We start from the raw sequence: 23,520 nt of genomic DNA, 5'->3' as shown, positions 1-23,520 counted from the left end.
ACTTTCTTTTCCCCATCCGTTTTAAATGTCGAGAATAACAAGAACGCCGGGCCGCGCGCCCGGGCATTTCCCATGGGGGCGAAAATGCCGCAAGCTTACGTTGACCAGGACGAATGCATCGGCTGCGAATCCTGCGTGCAGATCTGTCCGGCCGTGTTCGAGATGAACGACGAGGGCAAGGCGCAGGTGATCGAAGGTTCCGGCGGTACCGAGGAGTGCATCCAGGAAGCCATGGACACCTGCCCCGTGGAATGCATCCACTGGCAGGACTGACGCCAGGCCCGCCTGGGCGGGGCGTGGTTCGAGGGCCGGTGTCTTCCGGCCGGTGAGGACGGGGCGGGCGCGGGGGCCGGGCGCGCCGCCGGTGGGTCCCTTTGCGGCCCGGAAAAGGGGATGGCGATGAAGCCGCTCGAAAAACAACTGCTGGTGACCATCTCCGAGAACGCGAACGCCTTTTTCGGGCTTCGCTACGTGCATTCGTTCTTCTCCAGGCGAGACCTCGTGCGCCTGACGCTCTTCTACGTCACCCCCCGCAAGGGCGGGGACGGCGAGGACGCGCACACGCCCCCGTTCTGCGCCCCGGGACAGGAGCCCTCCTTCGGCAGCGCCTGCCGCAAGCCGCCCAAGGCCCTGGAGGACGCGCGCAAGTGGCTGGTGGACATGGGCTTCCCGGCCGAGCGCATCGAGCTCAAGTCCGCCCCGGCCAAGCTCGGCACCGTGAAGGATATCGCGGCCGAGGCCGAGCGCGGGCTCTACGACGCCGTGGTCCTGGGCAGGCGCGGCATCTCCTGGTTCGAGGAGCTCTTCGAGGACTCCGTCACCCACCGCCTGCTCTGGGAGTCCATCACCTTCCCCCTCTGGGTCTGCCGCAACCCGGGCAGGCGCAACAAGAACGTGCTTTTGTGCGTGGACGGCTCCGAGGAGGCCCTGCGCATCGCGGACCACGTTGGCTTCGTGCTGCGTGACGAACCCGGGCACTCAGTGACCGTCTTCCACAACCGCGCCGCCGGGCTGCCCGAGGGCCAGCGCATCGAGGACATCATGAAGGAGGCGCTCGGCGTGCTGCGCGGCAACGGCATAGAGGACGAGCGCGTGGACTTCGTGGTCAAGTCCTCGCGCGACCCGGCCGAGCTGATCCTCAAGGAGGCTAGGCAGGGCCAGTACGCGGCCGTGGCCGTGGGCCGCAGCGCGGGCAAGCCCGCGTCGCTGGGCGCGCTCTTCGGCTCGGTCAGCCAGACCCTCCTGCGCAAGCTGGAGGGGGCGGCCCTGTGGATATCGAAGTAGGGCGCTGATTTTTTTCCGCCAGCAGCCGGGGACCGCCTCAAAACGGTCCCCGGCTGCTTTTGGACGCTGCGTTCGCCCAAGGCTTGCGCGTGGCCCGGATAGGCCGTATTCGATCCTCCCTGGCCCTGCGGCAGGGGCCTTTATTTCCGGAAACGAAAAAAACGCGAAGCCTGGCCGGTCCGCGCTGGCGGACCCGGCCCGGGCTTGCGGCTTCGGAGCAGGCGCGATGGCACGCAAGTTTCTCTTCCTGGTGGCCGACGGCATGGGCGGCTGGCCCGGCGAGGCCGGACCGCTCACGGCCATGGAGGCCGCCTCCACCCCCGTGATGGACAAGATGGCCCGCGAGGGCGCGGTGGGCCTGGCCCGCACCATTCCCCGGGGCATGCCCCCCGGGTCCGACGTGGCCAACATGGCCCTGCTGGGCTTCGACCCGGCCACGCACCACACCGGGCGCGGCCCCATCGAGGCCGCGGCCCAGGGCCTCGAGCTGGCCGACGACGACTTGGTCTGGCGCTGCAACCTGGTGAGCGTCACGGAGTACTCCGAGCGCGGGACCATGCTGGACTACTCCTCGGGCCACATCACCAGCGAACTCTCCCGGCCTCTCGTCAAGGCCCTGGACGCCTACTGCGCGCGCTGCTCCGAAGACTTCGCGCCCTTCAAGTTCCACCCGGGCGTGCAGTACCGTCACCTGCTCGTGCAGCGCGGCGGCGCGTCCTCCCCGGAGGCCGCGCTGGCCATAAGCCCGCCCCACGACATCACGGACCGGCCCATCGCCAAGGACATCCAGGCCTTTCGCTCCTCGCCGCTCCTGTGGAGCCTGACGCGCTGCGCCGCTCGCTTCCTGGCCGAGCCGAGCAACGCCACCAAGGCCAATTCCATCTGGCCCTGGGGCCAGGGCAGGGCGCTCAAGCTGCCCGCCTTCGGCATGAAGGGCGCGGTGATCTCCGCCGTGGACCTGATCAAGGGCCTGGGCCGCGCGGCCGGGATGGAGGTGATCGACGTGGAGGGCGCCACCGGGCTTCTGGACACCAACTACGAGGGCAAGGTCCAGGCCGCGATACGTTTTCTCGAGGCGGGTGGCGAATTCGCCTTCGTGCATCTGGAGGGCCCGGACGAATGCGGCCACGGCGGCGACGCGGCGGGCAAGGCCGAGGCGATCTCCCGCTTCGACGCGCGCGTGGCCGCGCCGCTCCTGGAGGCCTTCCCGGACGCGGTGTTCCTGGTCACCTGCGACCACCTGACCCCGGTCTCCAAGCGCACCCACGTGGACGACCCCGTGCCGTTCGCGCTCTGGGGCCGGGGCGTGGAGGCCAACGGCGCGACGGATTTCAGCGAGGCCCAGGCGGCCTCCACCGGCCTTGTGGTCGACCCCGGGCACACGCTGCTCACGTGGGCCCTGGCCCGGGCGGGGATGAAATGATCCGGCCCGGCGACCCCTTTCCGCAGCCCGAAACCTGGTTCAGGCTCTTCGTGTCCTACGGCGAGACCGACGCCATGGGCGTGGTCTATTACGGCAATTACGCCCACTGGTTCGAGCGCGCCCGGGGGCAGTTCCTGCGCGAACGGGGGCTCTCCTACGCGGAAGTGGAGCGGCGCGGGGTGATGCTGCCCGTGCGCGAGATGTCCGTGCGCTACCTCGCCCCGGCCCGCTACGACGAGGAGGTCCTGGTGCGCGCCGGGATAAGCCAGTGGGGCCGCGCCTCCGTGAGCTTCGTCTACCAGGTCTGGGGGCCGCCGGACGGCTCCAGGGCCCTGTGCCTCGGCTCCACCCAGCACGCCTGCGTGGACGCCACGGGCAGGCCCACGGCCGTGCCCGGCTGGCTCAAGGAACTCTGCCTGTCGTGACCCTGGACATCCACACCCACGCCTTCCACCCGAAGATCGCGGACAAGGTCCTTTCGCAGCTGGCGGCCCACTACGGCATCGAGGCCGTGGGCTCGGGCCTCGTGGAGGACCTGCTGGAGCGGCTCGACCGCGCGGGCATCGAGCGGGCGGCGGTGCACTCGGCGGCCACGGCCCCGGCCCAGGTCGTCCCGGCCAACAACTGGGCCATCGAGCTTGCGCGCACCTCGCCCCGGCTCATCCCCTTCGGCACCATCCACCCGGGCTACGCCGATTTCGAGCGCGAGTTCGACAGGCTTTCGCGCGCCGGGGTCAAGGGCATCAAGCTCCACGCCGATTTCCAGGGCTTCCGCCTGGACGACCCGGCGCTCGGCCCCATCCTGGAGGCGGCCAGCGGCCGCTTCGTGGCCCTCTTCCACGTGGGCGACCGCCTGCCGCCCGAGCTCAATCCGTCCTGCCCGGCCAAGCTGGCGGCCATCCGCCGCGAGTTCCCGGGGCTTTCCATCGTGGCCGCGCACCTGGGCGGGTACCTGCACTGGGCCGAGGCCCTGGAGCACCTGGCGGGCACGGACGTCTACCTGGACACGTCCTCCTCCCTGCCGTTCATCGATCCCGGGCTTCTCGGCGCCATCCTGGACCGCCACCCGCCGGAACGCGTGCTCTTCGGCAGCGACTATCCGCTCTTCGACCCGGGCCGGGAGCTCGAGAACCTCACGGGGGCGCTTAGGCTCTCAAGCGCGGCCGTGGAGCGGCTGCTGACGTCGGGGGAGGCGCTCTTCGAGACTGTTTGACATCGAAGGCACGAACCAATAGATGATCGAGCATGACCTCTAGCCTTTTCAAAGCGGGAGAATCCATGCGCGTACTCATCGTCGAAGACGAAATCGCCCACAGAACGTTGCTCGCCGCCTGTTTGCAGGACGCACACCAGGCCGATACGGCAGGCGACGGCGAAGAGGCTGTCGCGCTCTTCAAGAAGGCCCACGCCGACAAGGCTCCCTACAAGCTCATCCTCCTGGACATCGAGATGCCCGTCATGGACGGACAGGCCGCGCTCAAGGCCATCCGCGAGTACGAACGGGGCATGGGCGTCGAACCCGACGCCAAGGTGGCCGTGCTCATGATCTCCGCCCACGACGACCGCATGAACGTCTGGCGGGCCTTCTTCCAGGGGCAGGCCTCGGGCTACCTGGTCAAGCCCGTGGGCCGCGAAAGCCTGCTGGCGACCATCGACGAGCTGAGGATCGGCTGACCCCCCCCATTTGTTTTCGTCTTTTTTGCGCCGCCCTGTTGACGTTGATTCTCAATTGCATTAAATGGGTTCCCGTAAGCTGACGGGCGGTGAGAATCACATGATCCCACTCGACAAATGTCCGCGCGGAACGAAGGTCAAGGTGGCGCGCCTGTGCGAGGACGCCCGGTGCCGGTGCCGCCTGTGCGCCCTGGGGCTGACCCCGGGGGTGGTGGCTGAGGTGTGCGAGTCCGGCGACAGCTGCCGGGTGAGCGTGCGCGGCGGCGAGGTCTGCCTGGGGGCGGGGCTCGCGGGGCGCGTGATGGTCACGCCTGTCTGACAATCCCGAGGAGAGTGCGATGCTTGAGAAGTTCATCGTCGCGGCCCTGGTGATCGGGGCCGGGATCTACCTGTTTCGACGCCTGACCCGCAAGGGCGGGGCCGGCTGCGGCTGCTCCGGCGGCTCGGGAGCCTGCTGCGGCGGGCAGCACGAGATCAAGCCCCTCGGCGGCTGCGGGTGCGGCCGCAAGGGCTGATTTTTTTGACCGCTTAATTGAGAATGAATTTCAAATTCGGAGTTGCAATGGATCACGCACAGTCTCTGCGCCGGCTCAGTGTGGGCCAGAAGGCGCGCATCGCGCGCATCACGGCTGAGGGAGAACTCGGGCGGCGCATCCGCGACATGGGCCTCGTGCCCGGAGCGGACGTGGAGGTCGTGGGCCGGGCCCCCCTCAAGGACCCAGTCGCCCTGCGCCTGAAAGGCTTCACCCTGTCGCTTCGCAACAACGAAGCCGACTTCATTCAGGTTACGCCCCTGGAGGCATGATCGTGACGCGACTCGACACGGAACAGCAGCGCAGGCAGGCCCCGGCCCCGGCCGAACGCAAGGGGCGGGCGGCCTACACCGTGGCCCTGGCGGGCAACCCGAACTCCGGCAAGTCCACGCTCTTCAACGCCCTCACCGGCGCCCGGGCCCACGTGGGCAACTACCCGGGCATCACCGTGGAGAAGAAGTCCGGCGAGGTGCGCGTGGACGACACGACCCTCGAGGTCGTGGACCTGCCCGGCACCTATTCGCTCACGGCCTACTCCGCCGAGGAGCTCGTGGCCCGCGACTTCCTGGTCAACGACCGGCCCCACGCCGTGGTGGCCGTGCTCAACGCCGGAGCCCTGGAGCGAAACCTCTACCTCGCGGTGCAGCTTCTGGAACTGGGCATCCCCATCGTACTGGGGCTGAACATGATGGACGAGGCCCGCAAGATGGGCCTCAAGCTCGACACCAAGCGCCTGGGCGAGCTCCTGGGCTGCCCGGCCGTGGAGCTCGTGGCCCGCGAGGGCCTGGGCGTGGGCGAGGCCACCCGCGCCGCCGCGACCCTGGCCGCCGAGCGCAAGGGCATGTGGAAGCCCCTGGACATCTCCTACGGCCCGGACCTGGACCCCGTGCTCACCGAGATGACCGCCAGGATCATGGCCAAGTCCCTCATGACCGACCGCTACCCGGCCAGGTGGCTGGCGCTCAAGGTCCTGGAGGGCGACGAGCAGATCCTGGAGTTGGCCCGCAAGGCCGACCCCGAGCTGGCCGCCTGGCTGGAGGCCAAGTCCGCCGAGGTGGGCAAGCACCTGCGCACCACCCTGGGCACCTACCCCGAGGCCGTGGTGGCGGACTACCGTTACGGGTTCATCTCCTCGCTGCTCAAGGGCGGCGTGCTCACCCGAGACGACCTGGGCGAGCGCATGGCCGTCTCGGACAAGCTGGACATGGTCCTGACCCACAAGGTCCTCGGCCCCGTGATCATGCTGGCCGTGCTCTACCTGGTCTACCAGGTCACGTTCACCCTGGGGGACTACCCCATGAAGTGGCTGGAGGCCGGCTTCGGCCTGCTCTCCGACACCGTCACGGAGCTCCTGCCCGACGGGCTTCTGCGCTCCATGCTCGTGGACGGCGTCATCGCGGGCGTGGGCGGGGTCATGGGCTTCGTGCCCCTGGTCATGCTGATATTCCTGCTCATCGCCTTCCTCGAGGACTCCGGCTACATGGCGCGCATCGCCTACATGCTGGACCGGGTCTTCCGGATCTTCGGCCTGCACGGCTGCTCCGTGATGCCCTTCATCATCTCCGGCGGCATCGCGGGCGGCTGCGCCGTCCCCGGCGTCATGGCCAGCCGGACTCTGCGCAGCCCCAAGGAGCGCATCGCCACCATCGTCACCGCGCCCTTCATGACCTGCGGGGCCAAGCTGCCCGTGTTCATCCTGCTGGCGGGCGTGTTCTTCCCCGACTCCCAGGCCCAGGCCATGTTCGGCATGACGCTTTTGGGCTGGGCCATGGCGCTCATCGTCTCCCGGATCATGCGCTCCACCGTGGTGCGCGGCGAGTCCACGCCCTTCGTCATGGAGCTGCCCCCCTACCGCCTGCCCACCTGGCGCGGCCTGGCCATCCACACCTGGGAGCGCACCTGGCAGTACATCAAGAAGGCCGGCTCGGTGATCCTGGCCGTGTCCATCGTGGTCTGGGCGGCCATGACCTTCCCGGGCCTGCCCGAGGACCGCGAGGCCGCCTTCGAGGCCCAGAAGGCCGAAATCACGAAGCAGATCGAGGCCCTCGAGGCCGCCAAGCCCGCCGAGGCCCCGGGCGAGGAAGCCAAGCCCGAGGGCGCCGTGGCCAAGGCCGAAGGCGAGGAAGCCCCCGCCGCGGAAGGCGAGCCCTCCGAGCTCGAAGCCCTGAACGCCAAGCTCGAGGACGTCGAGAAGGCCCAGGCAGCCGAGGCGCTGTCCGTCTCCCTGGCCGGGCGCATCGGCACGGCCCTGGAGCCCCTGTCCAAGTGGGCCGGGTTCGACTGGCGCACCAACATCGCCCTCGTGGGCGGGTTCGCGGCCAAGGAAGTGATCATCTCCACCCTGGGCACGGCCTACTCCCTGGGCTCCGTGGAGGCCGAGGAGGCCACCCCCCTGGCGGACATGATCTCGGCCGAGAACTGGCCCCTGGCCACTGGCCTTGCGCTCATGGTCTTCGTCCTGCTGTACGCCCCGTGCTTCCCCACGGTGGTGGCCATCGGCAAGGAGACCGGCTCCTGGAAGTGGTCCGTGTTCGCCGTGACCTTCAACACCGTGCTGGCCTTCGCCCTGGCCGTGGCCATCTACCAGGTGGGCACCAGGCTGTTCTGACAAGAACGCATACGCATCCCCCGACGACTCCCACCCCACAGGACCGCCCGGCTCATGCCGGGCGGTCCTCGTTTTTGCGGCCCGTGGCCGGCCAAGCTGTAACCCTGACCGCCGCCCGGGCCTCTAGAACCGTGCGGGCCGCCCGAACGCGGCCCTGAAAGACGCATTGACAAACTCCGCCCGCTGGCGGAGCCATGCCGAGGAGGCCTTTGCCGGGCGCGCGCGGGGAAACCGCCGCTTCCGGCGGGCGGGCCGACGGGGAGGGGAGAGACCCCCGAAAGCTCGCGTGAACCGGATGAACAGCATCATCAAGCAGCAGGAAGGCCACGCGCAGGACGCCCGGGCCATCGCCATGGTCCTGGACGGCCACGCGGACGCGTTCGCGGTGCTCGTCAGGCGCCACCAGGACTACCTGTTCGGCCTGCTCAAGCGGCACCTTCCGGCCTCGGAAGTGCAGGAGGCGGCCCAGGACGCGTTCGTGAAGGCCTTCGAGAAGCTCTCGCAGCTGCGCGAGCCCTCGTCCTTCCGGGCGTGGCTTTCCTCGCTGGCGCTCAGACGCGCCATACGCTACTGGCGGGAGGTCTCGAACCGCCGCGAGGTGTCCCTGGACGTCACCGGCGAGGACGGCAGCGAGTGGGTCGAGGCCTTGATGAGCGAGGATTCCAGGCAGCGCCACGACGACCATCAGCGCAAGCGGGAGGCCAAGTCCGTGGTGGACTGGCTGCTCGGGCACGTGAAGCCCGAGGACCGCGTGGCGCTCGGCCTCTACTACGCCAAGGAGTTCGAGCTGACCGAGATCGCGGCCATGCTCGGCTGGAGCGTGGAGAAGGTGAAGGTCAGGCTGCACCGCGCCAGGCAGGCCATGGCCAAGATCCTGCGCGACCAGAACCCGGGGGAACGCATATGAACGAGGAAAAATCTTTGACGCTGGTGGACGGGCTCCTGGAGGACGCCTTCGCCCCGAAGGGCGGCGAGGCCCCGCAGGGCTTCGAATGCGGCGTGATGGCCAGGATAGCCGGGCTTCAGCGCGGGGAGTCCTTCTGGGACGTCCTGCGCGCGGTGGCCAGGCCGCTTCTCGTCTCGGGCTGGGCTGCGGCCGCGCTTCTCGGCTTGGTGGCCTGGCGCGGGCTGGACCATGGCCGCGAGGTGGCCATGGCCGCGGTCATGAACGCGGACGCGGTCTCGCGCTGGCTGGCGTTGTGAGGGAAGGCGGCATGAGCAGAAGAAAAGGCCTGCTGATCGCCCTGGCGATCTTCCTCACAGGCGTGGTCGTGGGCGCGCTCGGCCAGGAGGTCTGGCGCATCGCCCAGGGCGGGCCGTTCGGGCGCATCGAGCGCATGGGCCCGGCCGGGTTCATCGTGGAGCAGATGACCCGCGAGCTTGAGCTCAGCGCGGAGCAGCGCGAAAAGATACGGCCCGTGATCGAGGAGATGGTGGCCAGGCTGGGCGAGGCGCGCAAGCCGTTCATGGCCGTGGAGGACGCCCTGATGGACGAATACCAGGGCAGGGTGAGGCAGTACCTCACGCCCGGGCAGGCGGCCAAGCACGAGGCGATCATCGCGCGCATCCGCGAGCACCGGGGCAAGATGATGCCGCCCCCGGGTGGTGGCGGGCTCTTCGGACCGCCGCCTCCGCCGGGGCCGCCGCCCATGTAGGGCAGACTTCTCCCCTGACGGGGCTTGCCGAAAGGCGATGCCCGGTTCCGAGGCCCCCGAGTCCATGCGGGGGCCTTTCGGCGTTTCCTGGGGGGCGATGCGGCCGGGTCGGGAGGGCAATGGCGGCCGGATGGGCTGGCGGCGGTCGAAGAAACCGGCTCCAGCGCTGCGGGCGAGGATTGCGGACGGCGGCTAGCGGGCCTTGCCCCGGCAGTCGGAGCAGACGCCGTAGAGGTACATCTTGTGGCGGGTCAGGGTGAAGCCGTGGCGCGCGGCCACCTCTTCCTGGAGCTTCTCGATGGTCTCGTCCAGGACCTCCACGTTCTTGCCGCAGCGCTCGCAGATCAGGTGGTCGTGGTGGTCGTCGCCGTGCTGGCGCTCGTAGCGGGTCACGCCGTCGCCGAAGTCGACCTCCTTGGCGATGCCCGAGCCGGAGAGCAGCTTCAGGGTGCGGTAGACCGTGGCCTGGCCGATGGTCTTGTAGGTGGCCCTGACCTTCTCGTAGAGCTCCTCGGAGGTGACGTGCCCTTGCTGCTCCAGAAAGACGTCCAGGATGTGCCTGCGCTGGGGCGTCATCTTGAGCTGCTCGCGGGCGGCGTAGTCTGCGAAGGCGACGTAGGGGTCCTGCATCGTGGGCTCTCGTGATTTTTACGGCCAACTATCCGGGATGGCCGTCCGTGTCAAACCCGTGGCCGAGGCGGTTCATACAAGGTTGAAATCCTCGACCACTATATGCCTGGGCGGCACTCCCATTCCCACCAGCTGGGAAGACAATGCTTCGACCATCGGCGTGGGGCCGCACAGAAAGAAAAGGCGGTTCAGCGCTCCGGGGCCGGCGCGCTCCACGGCGTGACGAGCGGTGAACCGCCCTGAATCCGCGCTCAGGTGCAGCTCGTAGAGGTGCCCTTGGCGCTCGAGTTCTTCCAGGGTGCCCAGGGGGCTGGCCGCGACCTCATGGCGGATGTCGTCGTCGAAGCTGGCCTCCCGCGCTTCGCGGCAGACGTAGAAGAGCGCGACGCGCGGGCTCTGCCAGTCGTCGGCGAGTTCGGGGTGAACGCAACGCAGGATGGCGGTGAGCTTCTCGCGGACGACACGCTCCTCGGAGTGCAGGGCAACGTGCCACATGCCGATGAACGACGTGATTCCGATCCCTCCGCCTATGAAGACGCAGTCGCAACGCGCATCAAGGAAGCGGTCGCTGAAGCGCCCGTAGGGGCCGTAGACGTCCACCGGGTCGCCAGGCTCAAGCAGGGAGAGGGTTCTCGTGTGGTCCCCCACCTGCCGGATGCCCAGCTTGAAGGAGCCGTCCGTGCTGAATCCCGAGGCGATGGAGTAGGGATGCGGCTCCGGGGTGATCCCCCGTTTGCGCGCCACGAGGTAGACGAACTGGCTGGGCTTGAAGTCCATGGCCGGGCCGCGCGCGGCAAAGGTAAATTCGCGGATATCGCCCGCCTGCTCCACTTTGGCCACGGTGTAGCGCCACCTGGGACCGAAGCTGCCGTACAGGAAGCGGATGTAAACGAAGGCGGCGCAGGCCGCGCACATCAGCGCGTACATCCAGACGTGCAGGGGCGGGTAGGCCGCCACGTCGGCGTCCACCAGCAGCACGTGGAGCAGGGCCAGGGCAATGGCGGCCCCGAACCACTCGTGGGTGCGCTTCCAGACGTGGTAGGCCAGCTTGCGCCGCACCGTGAGCCAGACCAGCGCGGCCATGAGCGCGAAGAGGACCAGGCCAAGGTTCTTGCCCGCGAGATAAGCGTCGCCACCCGCCGGCTCGAACCACAGGTAGGAGAAAAACGAGGGGAGGTCGGGCAGCCGGTGCGCGGCCAGGAACAGCGGGTGCAAGGCCACGAGGGGGACGATGACCCTGCCCAGGCGCTTATGCACTTGGTAGACCTTGTCCAGCCCGCCGAAGAAGTCCTCGAGAATCACCAACCGCGCGGAGAGGACCACGCACCAGCACATGAGCACCGTGGCGGTGAGCGCGGCGGCCTTGGCCGGGTATTTGTAGAGGTCGTCGAACCAGTCGGCGTACCACCACTTGCACCCCAGCCAGAGGGCAAGGGTGGCCAGTACGCTCAGCCAGACCGGGGCGGTCCGCTGGCTCAGGCGCGATGACGTCAGCATGGGAGTTTGGCGCGCCTCAGAAAAGCGTCAGGCCGAAATCCTTGCCCATGCGCGCGAAATCCTCGGGATGCAGGGCCAGGAAGCGCTCCTCCCAGGCCTGCACGTGCTCGGCCAGCGATTGCAGCAGGGCTGGCTCCACCTGGGGGAAGCGCTGCACGGTCTTCAGGAACTTCTCCCTGCCGAGCGTCATGGCCGTGGTCTCCTGCACGGCGCGCACCGAGAAGAGGCTCTTGCCGCCCATGATGAGCCCGAGCCCCCCCAGGCAGTCGCCCGGGCCGAAGACTTTCACCGCGACCTCCTGCCCGCCGGTGTCGCGCGTCACCTCGGCCTGGCCGCAGACCAGGTAGAAGAAGGCCTCCACGTGGTCGCCCTGACGCAGGAGGTAGTCGCCGGGCTGGAAGGTCTCGGCCACGCTCAGGTAGGCCAGCACCTTGCACACTTCCAGGGGCATGCGTGCGAAGAGCGGCAGCCCGCGCATGACGTCCAGAAAATCGGTGTAGCCGCAGGCCTCAGCCCCGGGCTTTTGTTCCGTGGACGAGCTCATGGAGCATCCCCCCCTTGTCCATCAGCTCCTGGTAGGAGCCGGTTTCGACGATCTGCCCGGCCTTCATGACCGCGACCTTGTCGTAGCCCTTGATGGTGTCCAGCCTGTGCACCACGGCGATCACCGTGGAGCGCCCCTTCCACTTGGAGTCCAGCAGGTTCTGGATGCGCGCCTGCGAGGCATTGTCCAGGGCGGCCGTGGCCTCGTCCAGCAAGAGAAGCGGCGGCTCCTTGAGGAAGGCCCTGGCCAGGGCCACCTTCTGGCGCTGCCCGCCCGAGAGCCGGTCGCCGTGGGTGCCCACCTGGAAGTCCAGGCCCAGCTCCACGATGCGCTCGAGCATGTCCTCCTGGATGAGCAGCATGATGATGGTCTTGTTGACCTTGTCCAGCACCTTGGGGCTTTCGGACTTGAGCTTGCCGAAGAGGATGTTGTCCAGGATGGTCTGGGTGTGGATGTAGTTGTCGCGGCGGTAGAAGGTGACCTTCTCCGGGGAGCGCCCGGCGATGAGCTCCATGAACCTGGCCCGGCCGGAGAGCAGCGTGCGCTCGTCCCGGGGCGAGAGCGAGGCGATGGCGTGGCGGCCCGGGGTGTAGCGCAGGGCCAGCTTGACGAGCATGCCGCGCTCCTGCTCGCCCAGCCCGTCCATGCCCTCGCCCGCGCGCTCCAGGCGCTCCGCCAGGGGGGAGAAGGCCTCGAACTCCTCGGGCAGCATGGGGGTCTGCTCGAAGAAGGAAGCGTCGGCCGAGGGCACGTTCTTCAGGATGTCCACCGTGCGCACCGCCAGCTCGCGCCCCAGGTCCAAGAGGATCGTGTCCAGCCCGGCCTCCCGGAGGAAGGCCTGGAACTCCGGGTTGGCGTGCAGATTCTCGGGCAGGAAGGCCTCGTCGTTGGGGTTGCCGAAGACGATGTTGGCGGCCACCGAGGAGTAGAGCAGGTAGCGGCCCTCGTCGAAGAACTCCACGAGCCCGGCCAGCTCGGCCGCGTGCCCGGCGTAGTAGGCCTCGCGGATGGCGATGACCTTCTGCACCAGGTGCTCCTTCTTGCCCTTGCGGAACACGGTGTTCAGCCCGAAGCGCAGGACGTCCAGGAAGAGCCCCACCTGCTGGGTGACCTCGATGAGCCTGTCCAGGCTCGGCTCGTTGGCCTCGCGGTCCAGGCCCTTGGCCACCAGCCGGGCGTTGACCGAGTAGAGCAGGTTCTCCTTGATGGAGCCCTCGAAGATGAAGGGGTGCTGCGGCACGAAGCCCATGTTCTCGGCCAGGTCGGACTTGGCCATGGTGGCGATCTCGTGCCCGGCCAGCTGGCACTGGCCCGAGGAGTAGCGGTAGATCTGCGCGATGCACAGGGCCAGGGTGGACTTGCCCGAGCCGGAGAAGCCCACCAGGGCCAGGTGCTGGCCCGGCTCCACGGACACGGACACGCCCTTCAGGAGCTTGATGCCGCCCTGGGCCTCCATGACCAGGTCCTTCACGTCGATCTTGCCGGGCAGGGCCAGCGGCGGGCGCTCCTCGGCGGGCTCGAGCGTGAACTCGCAGTCCTCGGCGAAGTACTCCATGACCCGGTTGTAGCTGACCTTGGCGTCCTGCCAACTCTGGTAGAAGTCCATGAGCTCCTTCCAGGGGTCGTAGAGCTTCTCGTTGGCCGAGAGGAAGGCCACCAGCGCGCCCAGGTCGAACCGGCCGTTGATGGCCAGCCAGCCGCCCACCAGGAAGAGCACGAACGGCCCCAGGGACTGGAAGAAGTTGTTGGAGTTCTTGATGGCGAACTTCCACAGGTTCCAGCGCACGCGCACCTTGAACTGCTTGTCCGTGATGGCCCCGAAGCGGCCGTTCTCGAGCTTGAAGGAGGCGTTGCCGTGGATCTCGTGGATGCCCGAGACCGCCTCCCCGATCATGGTGGACATCTTGCGGCCCGTGTCCACGCGCTCGCGGTTGGCGTCGTTGGAGCGCTTCTGCATCATGGGCACGAAGATGAGCGCCAGCGGGTAGAGGACCATGGAGAGCCCGGCCAGCATGGGGTTCAGGTAGAAGAGGTAGCCCGCGAAGGCCACCAGCGTCAGGATGTTGGTCACGGGCACGGCGATGGCCTGGCCGATGAAGTCGCCCGCGTTGGCCACCTCGGTCATGAGCGAGGACACGATCATGCCCGGGCTGGCCTTGCGGAAGAACCCGATGGGCAGGGTGAGGATGTGCGCGTAGAGCTTCTTGCGCATGTCGGCCAGGGCTTCCTGGCCGATGTAGGTCTGCAGCGAGTTGATGGCGAACTTGAGGCCCGAGGCCGAGACCACGGCGGCGAGGTAATAGCCGCAGTACATGAGCAGGAGGTCCACCTTGCGTTCGCCGATGGCCTCGTTGATGATCTTCTTCTGCATCTCCAGCGGGAACACGCGCACGGACACGGTGACCACGATGACGGCCAGCAGCATGAGCTGGAGCTTCATGTTGCTGGTGAGCACCCAGGAGAACAGGGTGCGTTCGTAGAGCCTGTCCGGAAGCTTCGGTCGTAAGCGCATGTAGCCGGCCTTTCGATGCGGTTTGGTTTTTGATGCACGCAATCGGCAAGGATGGCAACATGATCGCGCCTCGAAACAGCCCGTGCGCCCTTGACTTCCGCCTCCGCGCCTGCAACATCGCCATATGCGCCTGCACGTCTCCCTGCGGCTTCGGATATACTTGGTGCTGGGCCTGCTCATGACCGTCACCGTGGGCGGCGGCGGGTTCATGCTCTGGTACGGCACCAGGCTCCAGACCTTCTTCTCCGGCATCTTCGAGCGCCAGGTGCACGCCCTGGACGCGGCCATGCGCCTGGAGAGCACGCTCGCGGCCCAGCGCGGCTTTTTGACCTACTATTCCCTCGACTTCGACCCCATCTGGCTAAAGCGCCTTTCGGAGCAGCAGGCCGCGTTCGAGCGCGAGCTGGCCAAGGTGCGCTCCTTCGTGGGCGAGGAGCAGACCCGCGTGCTGCTGAACGACATCGAGTCGGGCTTCTTGCGCCTCACGGTGGAGCGCGAGCGCGTGGTGGAGCTCCTGGGCGCGGGCGACCGGGCCGGGGCCGCCGCCATCCAGGCCGGGGCGCGCAAGCGCTTCGACGGGCTGATCACCCAGTGCGAGCTGTTCCTGGACGCGCTCCAGTCGGGCCTGGAGCGCGACCGCGAGGAGGGCATCGGGCGCATGCGCCTGGTCAACGGCATGGCCCTGGCCTTCCTGCCCTTCACGCTGATCCTGGGGCTCATCATGGCCCTGGTGCTCTCGCGCCAGATACTCGGCCCCATCCGCAGGCTGGCCATGGGCGAGGACGTTCCCGTGGGTCCGGACGAGGTGGCGGCGCTGGAGAACCGCATGCACGGGCTTCTGGAGCGCGCGCTCCAGGCCCGGGCCAAGCTGGAGAAAAGCCAGGCCACGCTCATGGCCGCCGAGCGCCTGGCCTCGGTGGGCAAGATGGCCGCGGGCGTGGCCCACTCCATCCGCAACCCGCTCACGTCCGTGAAGATGCGCCTTTTCTCGCTGCAACGCTCCCTGGAGATGAACGAGAACCAGCACGAGGACTTCGAGGTCATCGCCCAGGAGATCAAGCACCTGGACCTGATCATCCAGAACTTCCTGGAGTACGCCAGGCCCCCCAAGCTCTCCCTGGCCCGCGTGAGCCCGTCCTCGGTCACGGACCAGGCCGTGAACCTGCTCAGGATGCGCCTGGACTCCCAGCGCGTGGGCGTCACCGTGGAGCGCGAGGACATGATCCGCCCCATCCTCATCGACGCCGAGCAGCTCAAGGAGGTGCTGGTGAACCTCCTGGTCAACGCCATGGAGGCCATGGACGGGCCCGGGCGCGTGGTCATCGCCGAGCACGAGGGCTTCATCGAACCCAAGGGCCGCGTGGCCGTGATCTCCGTGGCCGACTCCGGCCCGGGCGTGCCCGAGGAGGAGCGCGAGCGCGTGTTCGAGCCCTTCCACACCACCAAGGAGGAGGGCACGGGCCTGGGCCTGCCCATTGCCCGGCGCATCGTGGCCGAGCACGGCGGCACCCTGACCCTGACCCAGGCCAAGGGCGGCGGGGCCAAGTTCACCATCACCCTGCCCTTCGATTCGGAAGCCCAGGGAGGAGCCAGGTGGCAATGACCCCCATGTTCCCCGCGAGCGCAGCGGAGGCCCGCCCATGGGCGTGATCCTCATCGTCGACGACGACCCGGGCCTGCGCCTGAGCTTCGCCAAGCTTTTGGAGATGGAGGGCCACACGGCCCTGCTCGCGGCCTCGGGCGAGGAGGGCATCGAGCGCCTCAAGGCCGACGCGCCCGACGTGGTGGTCATGGACGTGCGCATGCCGGGCATGACCGGCCTGGAGGCGCTCTCGCGCATGAAGGCCCTCTCCCCGGGCGTGCCCGTGATCATCATGACCGCCTATGGGAACACGGACACGGCCATCGAGGCCGTGAACAAGGGCGCGTTCGACTACATCCTCAAGCCCTTCGACATCCCCGAGATGCTCTCGCTCATCGGCCAGGCCCTGGACGCCACGCGCCCGGCGCGCGGGGCCAAGGTCCCCGACCCCGGCGCGGACGAGCCCCACGTGTCGCTCGTTGGCCAGAGCCGGGCCATGCGCGAGGTCTACAAGCAGCTCGGGCGCGTGGCCGCCACGGACGCCACGGTGCTCGTGCAGGGCGAGTCCGGCACGGGCAAGGAGCTGGCTGCGCGCGCCATCTGGAGCTACTCCGCGCGCAAGAACCGGCCGCTGGTGGTGGTCAACTGCGTGGCCATCCCGGAATCGCTCCTGGAAAGCGAGCTCTTCGGCCACGAAAAGGGCGCCTTCACGGGCGCGTCCCAGCGCAGGGCGGGCAAGATCGAGCAGGCCCAGGGCGGAACGGTCTTTCTGGACGAGATCGGCGACATGCCCCTGCCCATCCAGGCCAAGCTCCTGCGGCTTCTCCAGGAGAAGCAGATCGAGCGCCTGGGCGGCAAGGGCCCCATCCCCGTGGACGTGCGCATCATCGCGGCCACCAACCGCGACCTGGAAACGGCCATGGCCGACGGCCGCTTTCGTGAGGACCTCTACTACCGCCTCCAGGTGGTGCGCATCGTGCTGCCGCCCCTGCGCGAGCGCAAGGAGGACCTGCCCCAACTGGCCGAGCACTTCCTCTCCCTGCACGCCAGGGAGATGAACGTGCCCTCGCCGGGCATCACGCCCCAGGGCCTCTCCGCTCTGGACGGGCACGAGTGGCCGGGCAACGTGCGCGAACTCTCCAACGTGATGCAGAAGACGCTCATCTTCTCGCGCGGGCTGGCCATCACCGACGCGGACGTGCGCGCGGCCATAGCCGGGCGCGCCCCCGAGCCCTCGCCCGAGAGCGCGGGCAGCGTCGAGGAGTACGTGCGCCAGGCCGTGGCCGCCGGAGGCCCGGACCTGTTCGCGCGCCTCACCGGAACCTTCGACGCCATGGTGGTGGCCGAGGCCCTGCGCGTCACGGGCGGCAACAGGACCCAGGCCGCCAGGCTTCTGGGGCTCTCGCGCCCGACGCTGCTCGCCAAGATGGAGCGCCTGGGGCTCTCGGTGGAGGCCCAGGTGAAGATCGGGGAGACCCTGTCCTGAGCGCCCGCCCGTGCGGACGCAATGGCTGAACGCGCCTGACCGGTGAAGGGCCGGGGGGCATCGCCACGGGAGGCCGTCATGGAAGCAGCCCGGATCGTGCGCACGTCCTGCCGTGGGTGCCACGGCGTCTGCCAGGTGCTCGTCCACCTGGACGGCCAGGGCAGGGTGGTCAAGGTCGCCGGAGACCCCGAAAGCCCCACCAGCAGGGGCTTCATCTGCCCAAAAGGCGCTCACGCGGCCGAGACGCTTTACCACCCCGACCGGGTGACCACGCCGCTCAGGCGTGTGGGCGCGCGCGGGCAGGGCCGCTTCGAGCCCGTGTCCTGGCCCGAGGCCATTGACCTGATGGCCGAGACCTTCCAGCGGGTGCGCGCCGAATCCGGCCCCGAATACCTGGCGCTCTGCCAGGGCACGGGCAGGCCCTACACCGAGTTCACCGGACGCTTCATCCACGCCCTGGGCTCGCCCAACTTCGTCTCCCCCGGCCACAACTGCTTCCTGCCCCGCAACATCGCCTCGGCCCTGACCGTGGGCTGGCTGCCCATCCCGGACGTCTACGGCGCAGGCGGCCAGTCCCCTGGCTGCGTGCTGGTCTTCGGGGGCAACTCCATGGAGACCGGCGCGGCCGACGGCATGTGCGGGGCCATGGTCAAGCGGGCCATGCGCGAGGCCAAAAAGGTCATCGTGGCCGACCCCAGGACCACGGCCACGGCCCGCGCGGCGGACATCCACCTGCGCTTGCGCCCGGGCACGGAGTGCGCCCTGGCCCTGGCCCTCATCCACGTGCTCATCGAGGAAAACCTTCACGACGCGGCCTTCGTCCGGGACCACTGCAACGGCTTTCCCGAGCTTCAGGCCCACGTGAAGCCCTTCGGCCCGGATTGGGCCGCGCCCATCACCCGCGTCCCTGCCGCGAACATCCGCGCCGCCGCCCGCGAGCTCGTGGCCAACGGCCCCGCCGTGGTGCTCTGGGGCAACGGCATCGACACCAGCGTGAACGCCTTCCAGACCGGGCGGGCGCTTCTCATCCTCATGGCGATCACCGGCAGCCTGGACGTGCCCGGGGGCATGGTGCGCTGGGTGCCGCCCGCCGGGGTGCGCTGCAAGTCGCCCCAGGAGAACAAGGCCCAGCTGGGCATGCAGTTCCTCTCGCCGCAGCAGAAGGCCCGGATGATCGGGGCGGGCAAGTTCCCCTTCTGCCCCGGCTGCCACCAGCCCACCTTCTGGGACGCCTGCGTCTCGGGCGACCCCTACCGCCCGCGCGCGGTCTGGCTGGTGGGCACCAACCCCATGCTCACGGCCACGCGCGGGGACACCATAGAGAAAGCCCTGCGCGAACACATCGAGTTCACCGTGGCCTCGGACTTCTTCCTGACCCCCACCGCCAGCCTGTGCGACCTGGTGCTCCCGGCAGCCCACTGGCTGGAGCAGGACGACGTGGTCTATTTCCACAAGGTCTGGTGCGTGCTGGCCCGCCGCAAGGTGGCCCAGGTGGGTGAGGCCCGCGACGACCGCGAGGTGATGCTCGAGCTGGCCGGCCGCCTGGGCCTGCACGCGGCCTTCCCCTGGAAGGACTGGGACGCCTACCTGGCCTGGCTGCTGGAACCCTCGGGCCTCACCTTCGAGCAGTTCGCCGAGAAGGGCGTCCTCCTCGGCGAGATGCGCTACCGCAAGCACGAGACCGAAGGCTTTCCCGCGCCCGGCGGCAAGGTGGACCTGGCGAGCCGGGTCATGGCCGGGGCCGGGCGGCCGCCGCTTCCGGTCTACGTGGAGCCGCCGCTTTCGCCCGTGTCGTCCCCCGAAATCGCCAGGGACCATCCCCTCATCCTCATGACCGGCTGCAAGGTGCTGCCGTTCTTCCACTCCGAGGGCCGCCAGATCGAGCACCTGCGCCGCCTTAGGCCCCACCCCCTGGTGGCGGTGCATCCGGTGACGGCGGCCGCTCTCGGCCTTTCGGAAGGGGCCGCCGCATACGTCGTCACGCCCCACGGCCGCGCCCGCTTCCTGGTGGCGCTGGACGACGGGCTCGACCCGGACGTGGTCAGCGCGGACCACGGCTGGTGGTTCCCGGAGCGCGGCGGCCTGGACCCGAGCTGGAGGGAGAGCAACGCCAACCTGCTCTTCGGCCACGAGCATTTCGACCCCGACTGCGGCGCGGAGCCGCTCAAGTGCGGCCTGTGCAGGCTGGAAAAAGCCTGAGCGCAGGCACTTGGTTCTTACAACAGGAGGGAGTGATGACCGACGAACGCCTCTCGCGATTCCTGGAAGCCCTGGGCTACGACGGCGAGCCCTACGGCATGTTCTACACGGACCAGGAGCCCGTCGAGGGCTACGCGCCCAAGCCCGGGCAGCCCGTATCCATAGAGCTCGAACAGGCCGGGCGCATGGACTGGGGCCAGGTCTGGGGCACGTTCTCCTGCGTCATGGGCATGCTCCGCCTGGCCAGGCGCAAGAACACGGCCGCCTACTTCGAGGCCGCCCGCTACGGCTGCCTGGGCGGCTCGTTCTACCTGGGCTTCCACCAGCCGCAGCTCGAATTCATCGTGCACTACGTGTCCACGGGCATCCCCGGCACCCAGGTGCACGGGGAGCGCTACCTGCGCTCGCCCGAGGTGGTGCGCCGCCTGTTCACCGAGATCGCGCCCCGGCCCGCGCCGAAGCGCTTCTGCGTGTTCAAGCCCGTGAGCCGGTTCGGCCCGGGCGAAACCCCGGAGACCGTCACCTTCTTCGGCCGCCCCGAGATGCTCTCCGGCCTGGGCTTTTTGGCCAGCTTCGTCACGGACGACTTCGAGGCCGTGATGTCGCCCTTCGGGGCGGGCTGCTCCAGCATGACCACCTGGCCGCTGCACTATCTCTCGCAGGGCAGGCTCAAGGCCGTGCTCGGCGGGTTCGACCCGTCCGAGCGCAAATACCTGGACACGGACGAGATGACCCTGGCCGTGCCGTTCGAGATGTTCGAGCGTTTCCTGGACAAGTGGCCTGAATCGTACCTGACCACGGACACCTGGGAGGGGATCAGGAAGAAGATCGCGCGCAGCCGCGAGGCCTGGAGCAAGGGAGAATAAGCAACTGGAGAGGGCGCCGCGCTCTCCAGACCTCTCCCGCCAGGGGGATGATCCCCCTGGACCCTCAATTGCTTCGCGTCTTTCACCGTGTCTAATCGAAGCCCCTCTGATCCGCGCATGCGCGGATCAGAGGGGCTTCGAATTGAGTGATTATTGTCACCCTCGCCGCTTGCGGCGACGGCGGTCCGCCGGGATGAGCGCCGCCTTGGTCGCGTTCCCGGCGGCATCTCCCGCTCCCCTGTCCTGCCTGCCGGTGAAGCCCGCGAAGCTATCGCCGGGGTCCGGGGGCAGGCATCTGCCCCCGGCGGGTGCAGGGCAGCGCCCTGCCGGGTTCCAGGGCGGAGCCCAGGCCTAGCCTACTTGGCCTGGTTGACGCGCTTGACGATCTCGTCGGTGATGTCCAGCGAAGGGTCGAGGTAGAGGTAGAGCCCGCGTTCCTGCACGCCGGTGAGCCCCTTTTCCTGGCCGTAGGCGCGGATGGCCGCGCTGACCTTCTCGGCCACGGGCTTGAGGCGCTTTTCTTCCTCGGCTGCCAGGTCCTTGCGGAACTGGGCCTCGTCCTGGGCGAACTTCTTGACCTTGTTTTCAAGCTCCGTCTTCTGCGGGCCCTTATCCAGGGCTTTGGTGCCCGGCTGGCCGCTCAGGGCGTCGATTTCCTTCTTGAGCGCGGCCATGGACTCCTGCCTGGGGGCGAAGGCGGCCCGGATCTCGGCCACGGCCTTGGCTCCCTCGTCGCATTTGACGAGCACTTCGCGGGTGTTCACGGCCGCGATCTTCTGGGCGTGGCAGGGGATGGCGGCGAGGGTGGCCGCAACCAGCAGAACGGCGAAAAGGGCGTGTTTCATGACTGCTCCTGGTCCTTGGGATGTTTAATCACCCTGGACCGGAGCGGCGCGCGCGTCAATGGGGGCTGCTGGAAGAGCCCGGGAGGATATCGGGAGGGGTTTTGCCCCTCCCGGCCTGTTTCTGGGTTCAGGCGAGGGCCTTGGGCGCCCCTGCGGAGGCGTCGGTCATGGAGCGGATGACCTCGCGCAGTTCGGAGGCCACCTCGGCCACGTCCCTGGAGGTCCCGGCCAGTTCGCCCATGGCCTGGGCCGTGTCCGAGGCGATCACGCGCACGGCGTCCACTGCCTGGGTGATCTCCTCGGAGGCCGCGGACTGCTCCTCTGCGGCGGTGGCGATGGCCCGGACCATGTCCGCCGTGCTCACGGACACCGCGACGATGCTCTCCAGGGCGTCCCCGGCGTCCTTGACCAGGCGCGCGCCCAGTTCCACGCCGTCGCCCGCCTCGGCCATGAGCCCGATGTTGGCCCTGGCCGAGTCCTGGATGCCGCTGATGGCCGCGTGCACGTCGCGGGTGGCGGCCATGGTTTTTTCGGCGAGCTTGCGCACCTCGTCGGCCACCACGGCGAAGCCTCGCCCGGCCTCGCCCGCGCGGGCGGCCTCGATGGCGGCGTTGAGCGCCAGGAGGTTGGTCTGGTCGGCGATGTCGGTGATGATGTCCATGATCCCGCCCACGGCCTGGGCCTGCTCGCCCAGTCTGGCCAGGCTGTCGGCCATGTTCCTGGCCTGCTCGCGCACGTTCATGATGGCCTCCACGGAGCGCTGGGCCACTTCCTGGCCGCTCAGGGCGTTCTGGCGGGTCATGTCGGCGTTTCGCGCCGCGTTCGAGGCGTTACGGGCCACCTCCAGCACGGAGGCGTTCATCTGCTCCACGGCCACGGCCGTTTCCTGGATGCGGTTGCGCTGGTGGCTCGTGCCCTGGCTGGTCTCGTCGATGCGCGTGAGCAGCTGCTCGGAGGCCCCGGCCAGGTGCCTGGCGATGCCGTCGGCCTGCCCGGCGGCCTGGGCGATGACCGCGTTCTGCTCCTCGATGAGGCGCTGCTGGTCGCGGCGCTGGGTCACGTCGCGCCAGAAGGTGATGGAGCCCAGGAGCACGCCGTCCATGTCGAAGAAGGGCGTGGTGTTGATGGCCACCATGCGTCGGGTGCCCTTGGGCGATATCCACTCGATCTCGGCGGTCATGGCCTGCCTGGCCTTGATGGCCTTGTCCGAGAGGGTCTCGCGGTTCTCGTCGTTCCAGAAGAACTTGCCCGAGCGCAGGCCCTTGTAGCTCATGGGCTCGCCGGTCTTTTCGAGCAGCTCACACATGAGCGCGTTGGTCCAGAGGATGTTGAAGTCGGGGCCGACGATGCCGCAGGGCACGGGGATGCCCGCGAGCACGCCCTCGGAGAAGCCGAGCTTGTCCTTGAGTTGTCCGACCATGGTGCCGATGTCGCCCGCGAGCATGGAGAGTTCGTCCGAGCCTTCGGCGTCGAAGCGCACGTTGAAGTCGCCCGAGGCCACCTGCTCGCTGCCCTTGGCCAGGGCCTTGATCCTGCGGATGAAGAGCGCCCGCACCGCCCAGACCGACGCGCCGATGAGCAGCGCCACCCCGGCGAGGCCCACGGTCCCGGCGGTGAAGAGCTGCGAGGTCATGGCGCTCCAGGCGCCGGTGACGTCCGAGAGCAGGATCATCTGCCCGATGATCGGCTCGGAACCGCCATGACAGTGGTGGCATTTGGGCTGGTTGGGGATGGAGATCACCCGGGCCAGGATCTTCTTGCCGTCCAGGTCCACGAAGGCGGATTCGCGGATGTTCTGCTTGAGGCCGCGCCTGTGCAGTTCGGCCAGGGCGTCGCTCTTCAGCACGGAGGCGAAGTCCTTGCGCACGGCCGAGGGGTCGGTGCTGTAGGTGACGTTGCCCGTGTAGGCGGTCATGTAGGCGGAGAGGTCCTTGAACTTCTCGCGGATGGCCGCGAATTCGGCGATGGTGCCCTTGTTGTCGCCCACGATCATGGGCTTCTCGATGCCCATGTAGGCCAGGTCCGCCTCGGTCTCGGCGGCGTGGCGGATGAGCTGCGAGGTGAGCTTGCTTGTGCCCACGGCCTCGAAGACCATGATGCAGGCGATCACCGCCAGGGAGATGGCGGCGATGACCACGGTGACCTTCACGTTCAGCGAGCGTGCTGCTTTCATGGCGGGGTC

At 68.4% G+C, this 23,520-nt stretch carries 23 protein-coding genes; 17 read left to right on the top strand and 6 right to left on the bottom strand.

The annotated features are described in order from the left end of the window. Window positions 1-84: 84 nt before the first annotated feature. From ACZ5V4_RS08695 to ACZ5V4_RS08635, 13 genes are all read left to right on the top strand, one after another. Window positions 85-273 (top strand): ferredoxin, encoded by a 189-nt coding sequence (locus tag ACZ5V4_RS08695; RefSeq protein ID WP_464317789.1) that lies wholly within the window; start codon window positions 85-87, stop codon window positions 271-273. Window positions 274-399: 126 nt separating this feature from the next. Continuing rightward, the gene (locus tag ACZ5V4_RS08690; RefSeq protein WP_464317788.1) at window positions 400-1,284 is read left to right on the top strand and encodes a universal stress protein; all 885 of its coding nucleotides are present in this window, start codon (window positions 400-402) and stop codon (window positions 1,282-1,284) included. A gap of 226 nt (window positions 1,285-1,510) precedes the next feature. After that, entirely contained in the window at window positions 1,511-2,707 is a 1,197-nt protein-coding gene (gene apgM / locus ACZ5V4_RS08685; RefSeq protein ID WP_464317787.1) for a 2,3-bisphosphoglycerate-independent phosphoglycerate mutase, read from the top strand. Further along, on the top strand, window positions 2,704-3,132 hold the full coding sequence (locus ACZ5V4_RS08680) for an acyl-CoA thioesterase (RefSeq protein ID WP_464317786.1): 429 nt from the start codon (window positions 2,704-2,706) through the stop codon (window positions 3,130-3,132). The genes apgM and ACZ5V4_RS08680 overlap by 4 nt, the downstream gene beginning before the upstream one ends. After that, window positions 3,129-3,920, top strand: coding sequence for an amidohydrolase family protein (locus ACZ5V4_RS08675; protein WP_464317785.1), 792 nt, complete (start codon window positions 3,129-3,131; stop codon window positions 3,918-3,920). Before ACZ5V4_RS08680 ends, ACZ5V4_RS08675 begins: the two co-directional genes overlap by 4 nt. A 65-nt stretch (window positions 3,921-3,985) precedes the next feature. Beyond that, a complete protein-coding gene (locus ACZ5V4_RS08670; RefSeq protein WP_464317784.1) occupies window positions 3,986-4,381 on the top strand; it encodes a response regulator in 396 nt (131 codons plus the stop codon). 100 nt (window positions 4,382-4,481) lie between these two features. Further along, window positions 4,482-4,700, top strand: coding sequence for a FeoA family protein (locus ACZ5V4_RS08665; RefSeq protein WP_464317783.1), 219 nt, complete (start codon window positions 4,482-4,484; stop codon window positions 4,698-4,700). Window positions 4,701-4,719: 19 nt separating this feature from the next. Then, window positions 4,720-4,896, top strand: coding sequence for a hypothetical protein (locus ACZ5V4_RS08660; RefSeq protein ID WP_464317782.1), 177 nt, complete (start codon window positions 4,720-4,722; stop codon window positions 4,894-4,896). A 47-nt stretch (window positions 4,897-4,943) separates the two neighbouring features. Then, window positions 4,944-5,186 (top strand): FeoA family protein, encoded by a 243-nt coding sequence (locus ACZ5V4_RS08655; RefSeq protein WP_464317781.1) that lies wholly within the window; start codon window positions 4,944-4,946, stop codon window positions 5,184-5,186. Beyond that, a complete protein-coding gene (feoB, locus tag ACZ5V4_RS08650) occupies window positions 5,183-7,522 on the top strand; it encodes a ferrous iron transport protein B (protein ID WP_464317780.1) in 2,340 nt (779 codons plus the stop codon). Before ACZ5V4_RS08655 ends, feoB begins: the two co-directional genes overlap by 4 nt. A 295-nt stretch (window positions 7,523-7,817) precedes the next feature. Beyond that, on the top strand, window positions 7,818-8,429 hold the full coding sequence (locus ACZ5V4_RS08645) for an RNA polymerase sigma factor (protein ID WP_464317779.1): 612 nt from the start codon (window positions 7,818-7,820) through the stop codon (window positions 8,427-8,429). Next, window positions 8,426-8,725, top strand: coding sequence for a hypothetical protein (locus ACZ5V4_RS08640; RefSeq protein ID WP_464317778.1), 300 nt, complete (start codon window positions 8,426-8,428; stop codon window positions 8,723-8,725). Before ACZ5V4_RS08645 ends, ACZ5V4_RS08640 begins: the two co-directional genes overlap by 4 nt. An 11-nt stretch (window positions 8,726-8,736) precedes the next feature. Further along, on the top strand, window positions 8,737-9,177 hold the full coding sequence (locus tag ACZ5V4_RS08635; RefSeq protein WP_464317777.1) for a hypothetical protein: 441 nt from the start codon (window positions 8,737-8,739) through the stop codon (window positions 9,175-9,177). 192 nt (window positions 9,178-9,369) lie between these two features. Here ACZ5V4_RS08635 and ACZ5V4_RS08630 read toward each other — a convergent pair whose 3' ends face one another. The 4 genes from ACZ5V4_RS08630 to ACZ5V4_RS08615 all read right to left on the bottom strand — a co-directional run bounded on the left by ACZ5V4_RS08630 (window position 9,370) and on the right by ACZ5V4_RS08615 (window position 14,360). Beyond that, window positions 9,370-9,807, bottom strand: a complete 438-nt coding sequence (locus ACZ5V4_RS08630) for a Fur family transcriptional regulator (protein WP_464317776.1) — start codon at window positions 9,805-9,807, stop codon at window positions 9,370-9,372. Between the two features lie 72 nt (window positions 9,808-9,879). Next, on the bottom strand, window positions 9,880-11,304 hold the full coding sequence (locus ACZ5V4_RS08625; protein ID WP_464317775.1) for a ferredoxin reductase family protein: 1,425 nt from the start codon (window positions 11,302-11,304) through the stop codon (window positions 9,880-9,882). Window positions 11,305-11,320: 16 nt separating this feature from the next. Further along, complete coding sequence (locus tag ACZ5V4_RS08620) at window positions 11,321-11,848, bottom strand: Crp/Fnr family transcriptional regulator (RefSeq protein WP_464317774.1); 528 nt, start codon at window positions 11,846-11,848, stop codon at window positions 11,321-11,323. Beyond that, a complete protein-coding gene (locus ACZ5V4_RS08615; protein WP_464317773.1) occupies window positions 11,814-14,360 on the bottom strand; it encodes an ATP-binding cassette domain-containing protein in 2,547 nt (848 codons plus the stop codon). The genes ACZ5V4_RS08620 and ACZ5V4_RS08615 overlap by 35 nt, the downstream gene beginning before the upstream one ends. A gap of 124 nt (window positions 14,361-14,484) precedes the next feature. Between ACZ5V4_RS08615 and ACZ5V4_RS08610 the strand changes: the two genes are divergently transcribed. The 4 genes from ACZ5V4_RS08610 (at window position 14,485) to ACZ5V4_RS08595 (ending at window position 20,493) form a co-directional block, all read left to right on the top strand. After that, on the top strand, window positions 14,485-15,963 hold the full coding sequence (locus tag ACZ5V4_RS08610; protein ID WP_464317772.1) for a sensor histidine kinase: 1,479 nt from the start codon (window positions 14,485-14,487) through the stop codon (window positions 15,961-15,963). A gap of 37 nt (window positions 15,964-16,000) precedes the next feature. Beyond that, window positions 16,001-17,428, top strand: a complete 1,428-nt coding sequence (locus ACZ5V4_RS08605; protein ID WP_464317771.1) for a sigma-54-dependent transcriptional regulator — start codon at window positions 16,001-16,003, stop codon at window positions 17,426-17,428. A gap of 78 nt (window positions 17,429-17,506) precedes the next feature. Next, complete coding sequence (locus ACZ5V4_RS08600; RefSeq protein ID WP_464317770.1) at window positions 17,507-19,627, top strand: molybdopterin-containing oxidoreductase family protein; 2,121 nt, start codon at window positions 17,507-17,509, stop codon at window positions 19,625-19,627. 35 nt (window positions 19,628-19,662) lie between these two features. Continuing rightward, window positions 19,663-20,493: a DUF169 domain-containing protein gene (locus tag ACZ5V4_RS08595; protein ID WP_464317769.1), complete on the top strand. Its 831-nt coding sequence runs from the start codon at window positions 19,663-19,665 to the stop codon at window positions 20,491-20,493. A gap of 356 nt (window positions 20,494-20,849) precedes the next feature. Here ACZ5V4_RS08595 and ACZ5V4_RS08590 read toward each other — a convergent pair whose 3' ends face one another. Continuing rightward, window positions 20,850-21,338 (bottom strand): OmpH/Skp family outer membrane protein, encoded by a 489-nt coding sequence (locus ACZ5V4_RS08590; RefSeq protein WP_464317768.1) that lies wholly within the window; start codon window positions 21,336-21,338, stop codon window positions 20,850-20,852. A gap of 127 nt (window positions 21,339-21,465) precedes the next feature. Beyond that, window positions 21,466-23,511: a methyl-accepting chemotaxis protein gene (locus ACZ5V4_RS08585; protein WP_464317767.1), complete on the bottom strand. Its 2,046-nt coding sequence runs from the start codon at window positions 23,509-23,511 to the stop codon at window positions 21,466-21,468. Window positions 23,512-23,520 lie beyond the last annotated feature (9 nt).

The sequence above is a fragment of the Fundidesulfovibrio sp. YSD1 genome (assembly GCF_055397115.1).
The sequence above is the reverse complement of the archived record's forward strand: the minus strand, read 5'-3'. Positions and strand labels throughout refer to the sequence as shown.

Bases quoted from the DNA above. Each gene is read 5' to 3' on its own strand.
- ACZ5V4_RS08695 (WP_464317789.1), top strand. From the start codon at position 85: ATGCCGCAAGCTTACGTTGACCAGGACGAATGCATCGGCTGCGAATCC.
- ACZ5V4_RS08690 (WP_464317788.1), top strand. From the start codon at position 400: ATGAAGCCGCTCGAAAAACAACTGCTGGTGACCATCTCCGAGAACGCG.
- apgM (WP_464317787.1), top strand. From the start codon at position 1,511: ATGGCACGCAAGTTTCTCTTCCTGGTGGCCGACGGCATGGGCGGCTGG.
- ACZ5V4_RS08680 (WP_464317786.1), top strand. From the start codon at position 2,704: ATGATCCGGCCCGGCGACCCCTTTCCGCAGCCCGAAACCTGGTTCAGG.
- ACZ5V4_RS08670 (WP_464317784.1), top strand. From the start codon at position 3,986: ATGCGCGTACTCATCGTCGAAGACGAAATCGCCCACAGAACGTTGCTC.
- ACZ5V4_RS08665 (WP_464317783.1), top strand. From the start codon at position 4,482: ATGATCCCACTCGACAAATGTCCGCGCGGAACGAAGGTCAAGGTGGCG.
- ACZ5V4_RS08660 (WP_464317782.1), top strand. From the start codon at position 4,720: ATGCTTGAGAAGTTCATCGTCGCGGCCCTGGTGATCGGGGCCGGGATC.
- ACZ5V4_RS08655 (WP_464317781.1), top strand. From the start codon at position 4,944: ATGGATCACGCACAGTCTCTGCGCCGGCTCAGTGTGGGCCAGAAGGCG.
- feoB (WP_464317780.1), top strand. From the start codon at position 5,183: ATGATCGTGACGCGACTCGACACGGAACAGCAGCGCAGGCAGGCCCCG.
- ACZ5V4_RS08645 (WP_464317779.1), top strand. From the start codon at position 7,818: ATGAACAGCATCATCAAGCAGCAGGAAGGCCACGCGCAGGACGCCCGG.
- ACZ5V4_RS08640 (WP_464317778.1), top strand. From the start codon at position 8,426: ATGAACGAGGAAAAATCTTTGACGCTGGTGGACGGGCTCCTGGAGGAC.
- ACZ5V4_RS08635 (WP_464317777.1), top strand. From the start codon at position 8,737: ATGAGCAGAAGAAAAGGCCTGCTGATCGCCCTGGCGATCTTCCTCACA.
- ACZ5V4_RS08630 (WP_464317776.1), bottom strand. From the start codon at position 9,807: ATGCAGGACCCCTACGTCGCCTTCGCAGACTACGCCGCCCGCGAGCAG.
- ACZ5V4_RS08625 (WP_464317775.1), bottom strand. From the start codon at position 11,304: ATGCTGACGTCATCGCGCCTGAGCCAGCGGACCGCCCCGGTCTGGCTG.
- ACZ5V4_RS08620 (WP_464317774.1), bottom strand. From the start codon at position 11,848: ATGAGCTCGTCCACGGAACAAAAGCCCGGGGCTGAGGCCTGCGGCTAC.
- ACZ5V4_RS08615 (WP_464317773.1), bottom strand. From the start codon at position 14,360: ATGCGCTTACGACCGAAGCTTCCGGACAGGCTCTACGAACGCACCCTG.
- ACZ5V4_RS08610 (WP_464317772.1), top strand. From the start codon at position 14,485: ATGCGCCTGCACGTCTCCCTGCGGCTTCGGATATACTTGGTGCTGGGC.
- ACZ5V4_RS08605 (WP_464317771.1), top strand. From the start codon at position 16,001: ATGGGCGTGATCCTCATCGTCGACGACGACCCGGGCCTGCGCCTGAGC.
- ACZ5V4_RS08600 (WP_464317770.1), top strand. From the start codon at position 17,507: ATGGAAGCAGCCCGGATCGTGCGCACGTCCTGCCGTGGGTGCCACGGC.
- ACZ5V4_RS08595 (WP_464317769.1), top strand. From the start codon at position 19,663: ATGACCGACGAACGCCTCTCGCGATTCCTGGAAGCCCTGGGCTACGAC.
- ACZ5V4_RS08590 (WP_464317768.1), bottom strand. From the start codon at position 21,338: ATGAAACACGCCCTTTTCGCCGTTCTGCTGGTTGCGGCCACCCTCGCC.
- ACZ5V4_RS08585 (WP_464317767.1), bottom strand. From the start codon at position 23,511: ATGAAAGCAGCACGCTCGCTGAACGTGAAGGTCACCGTGGTCATCGCC.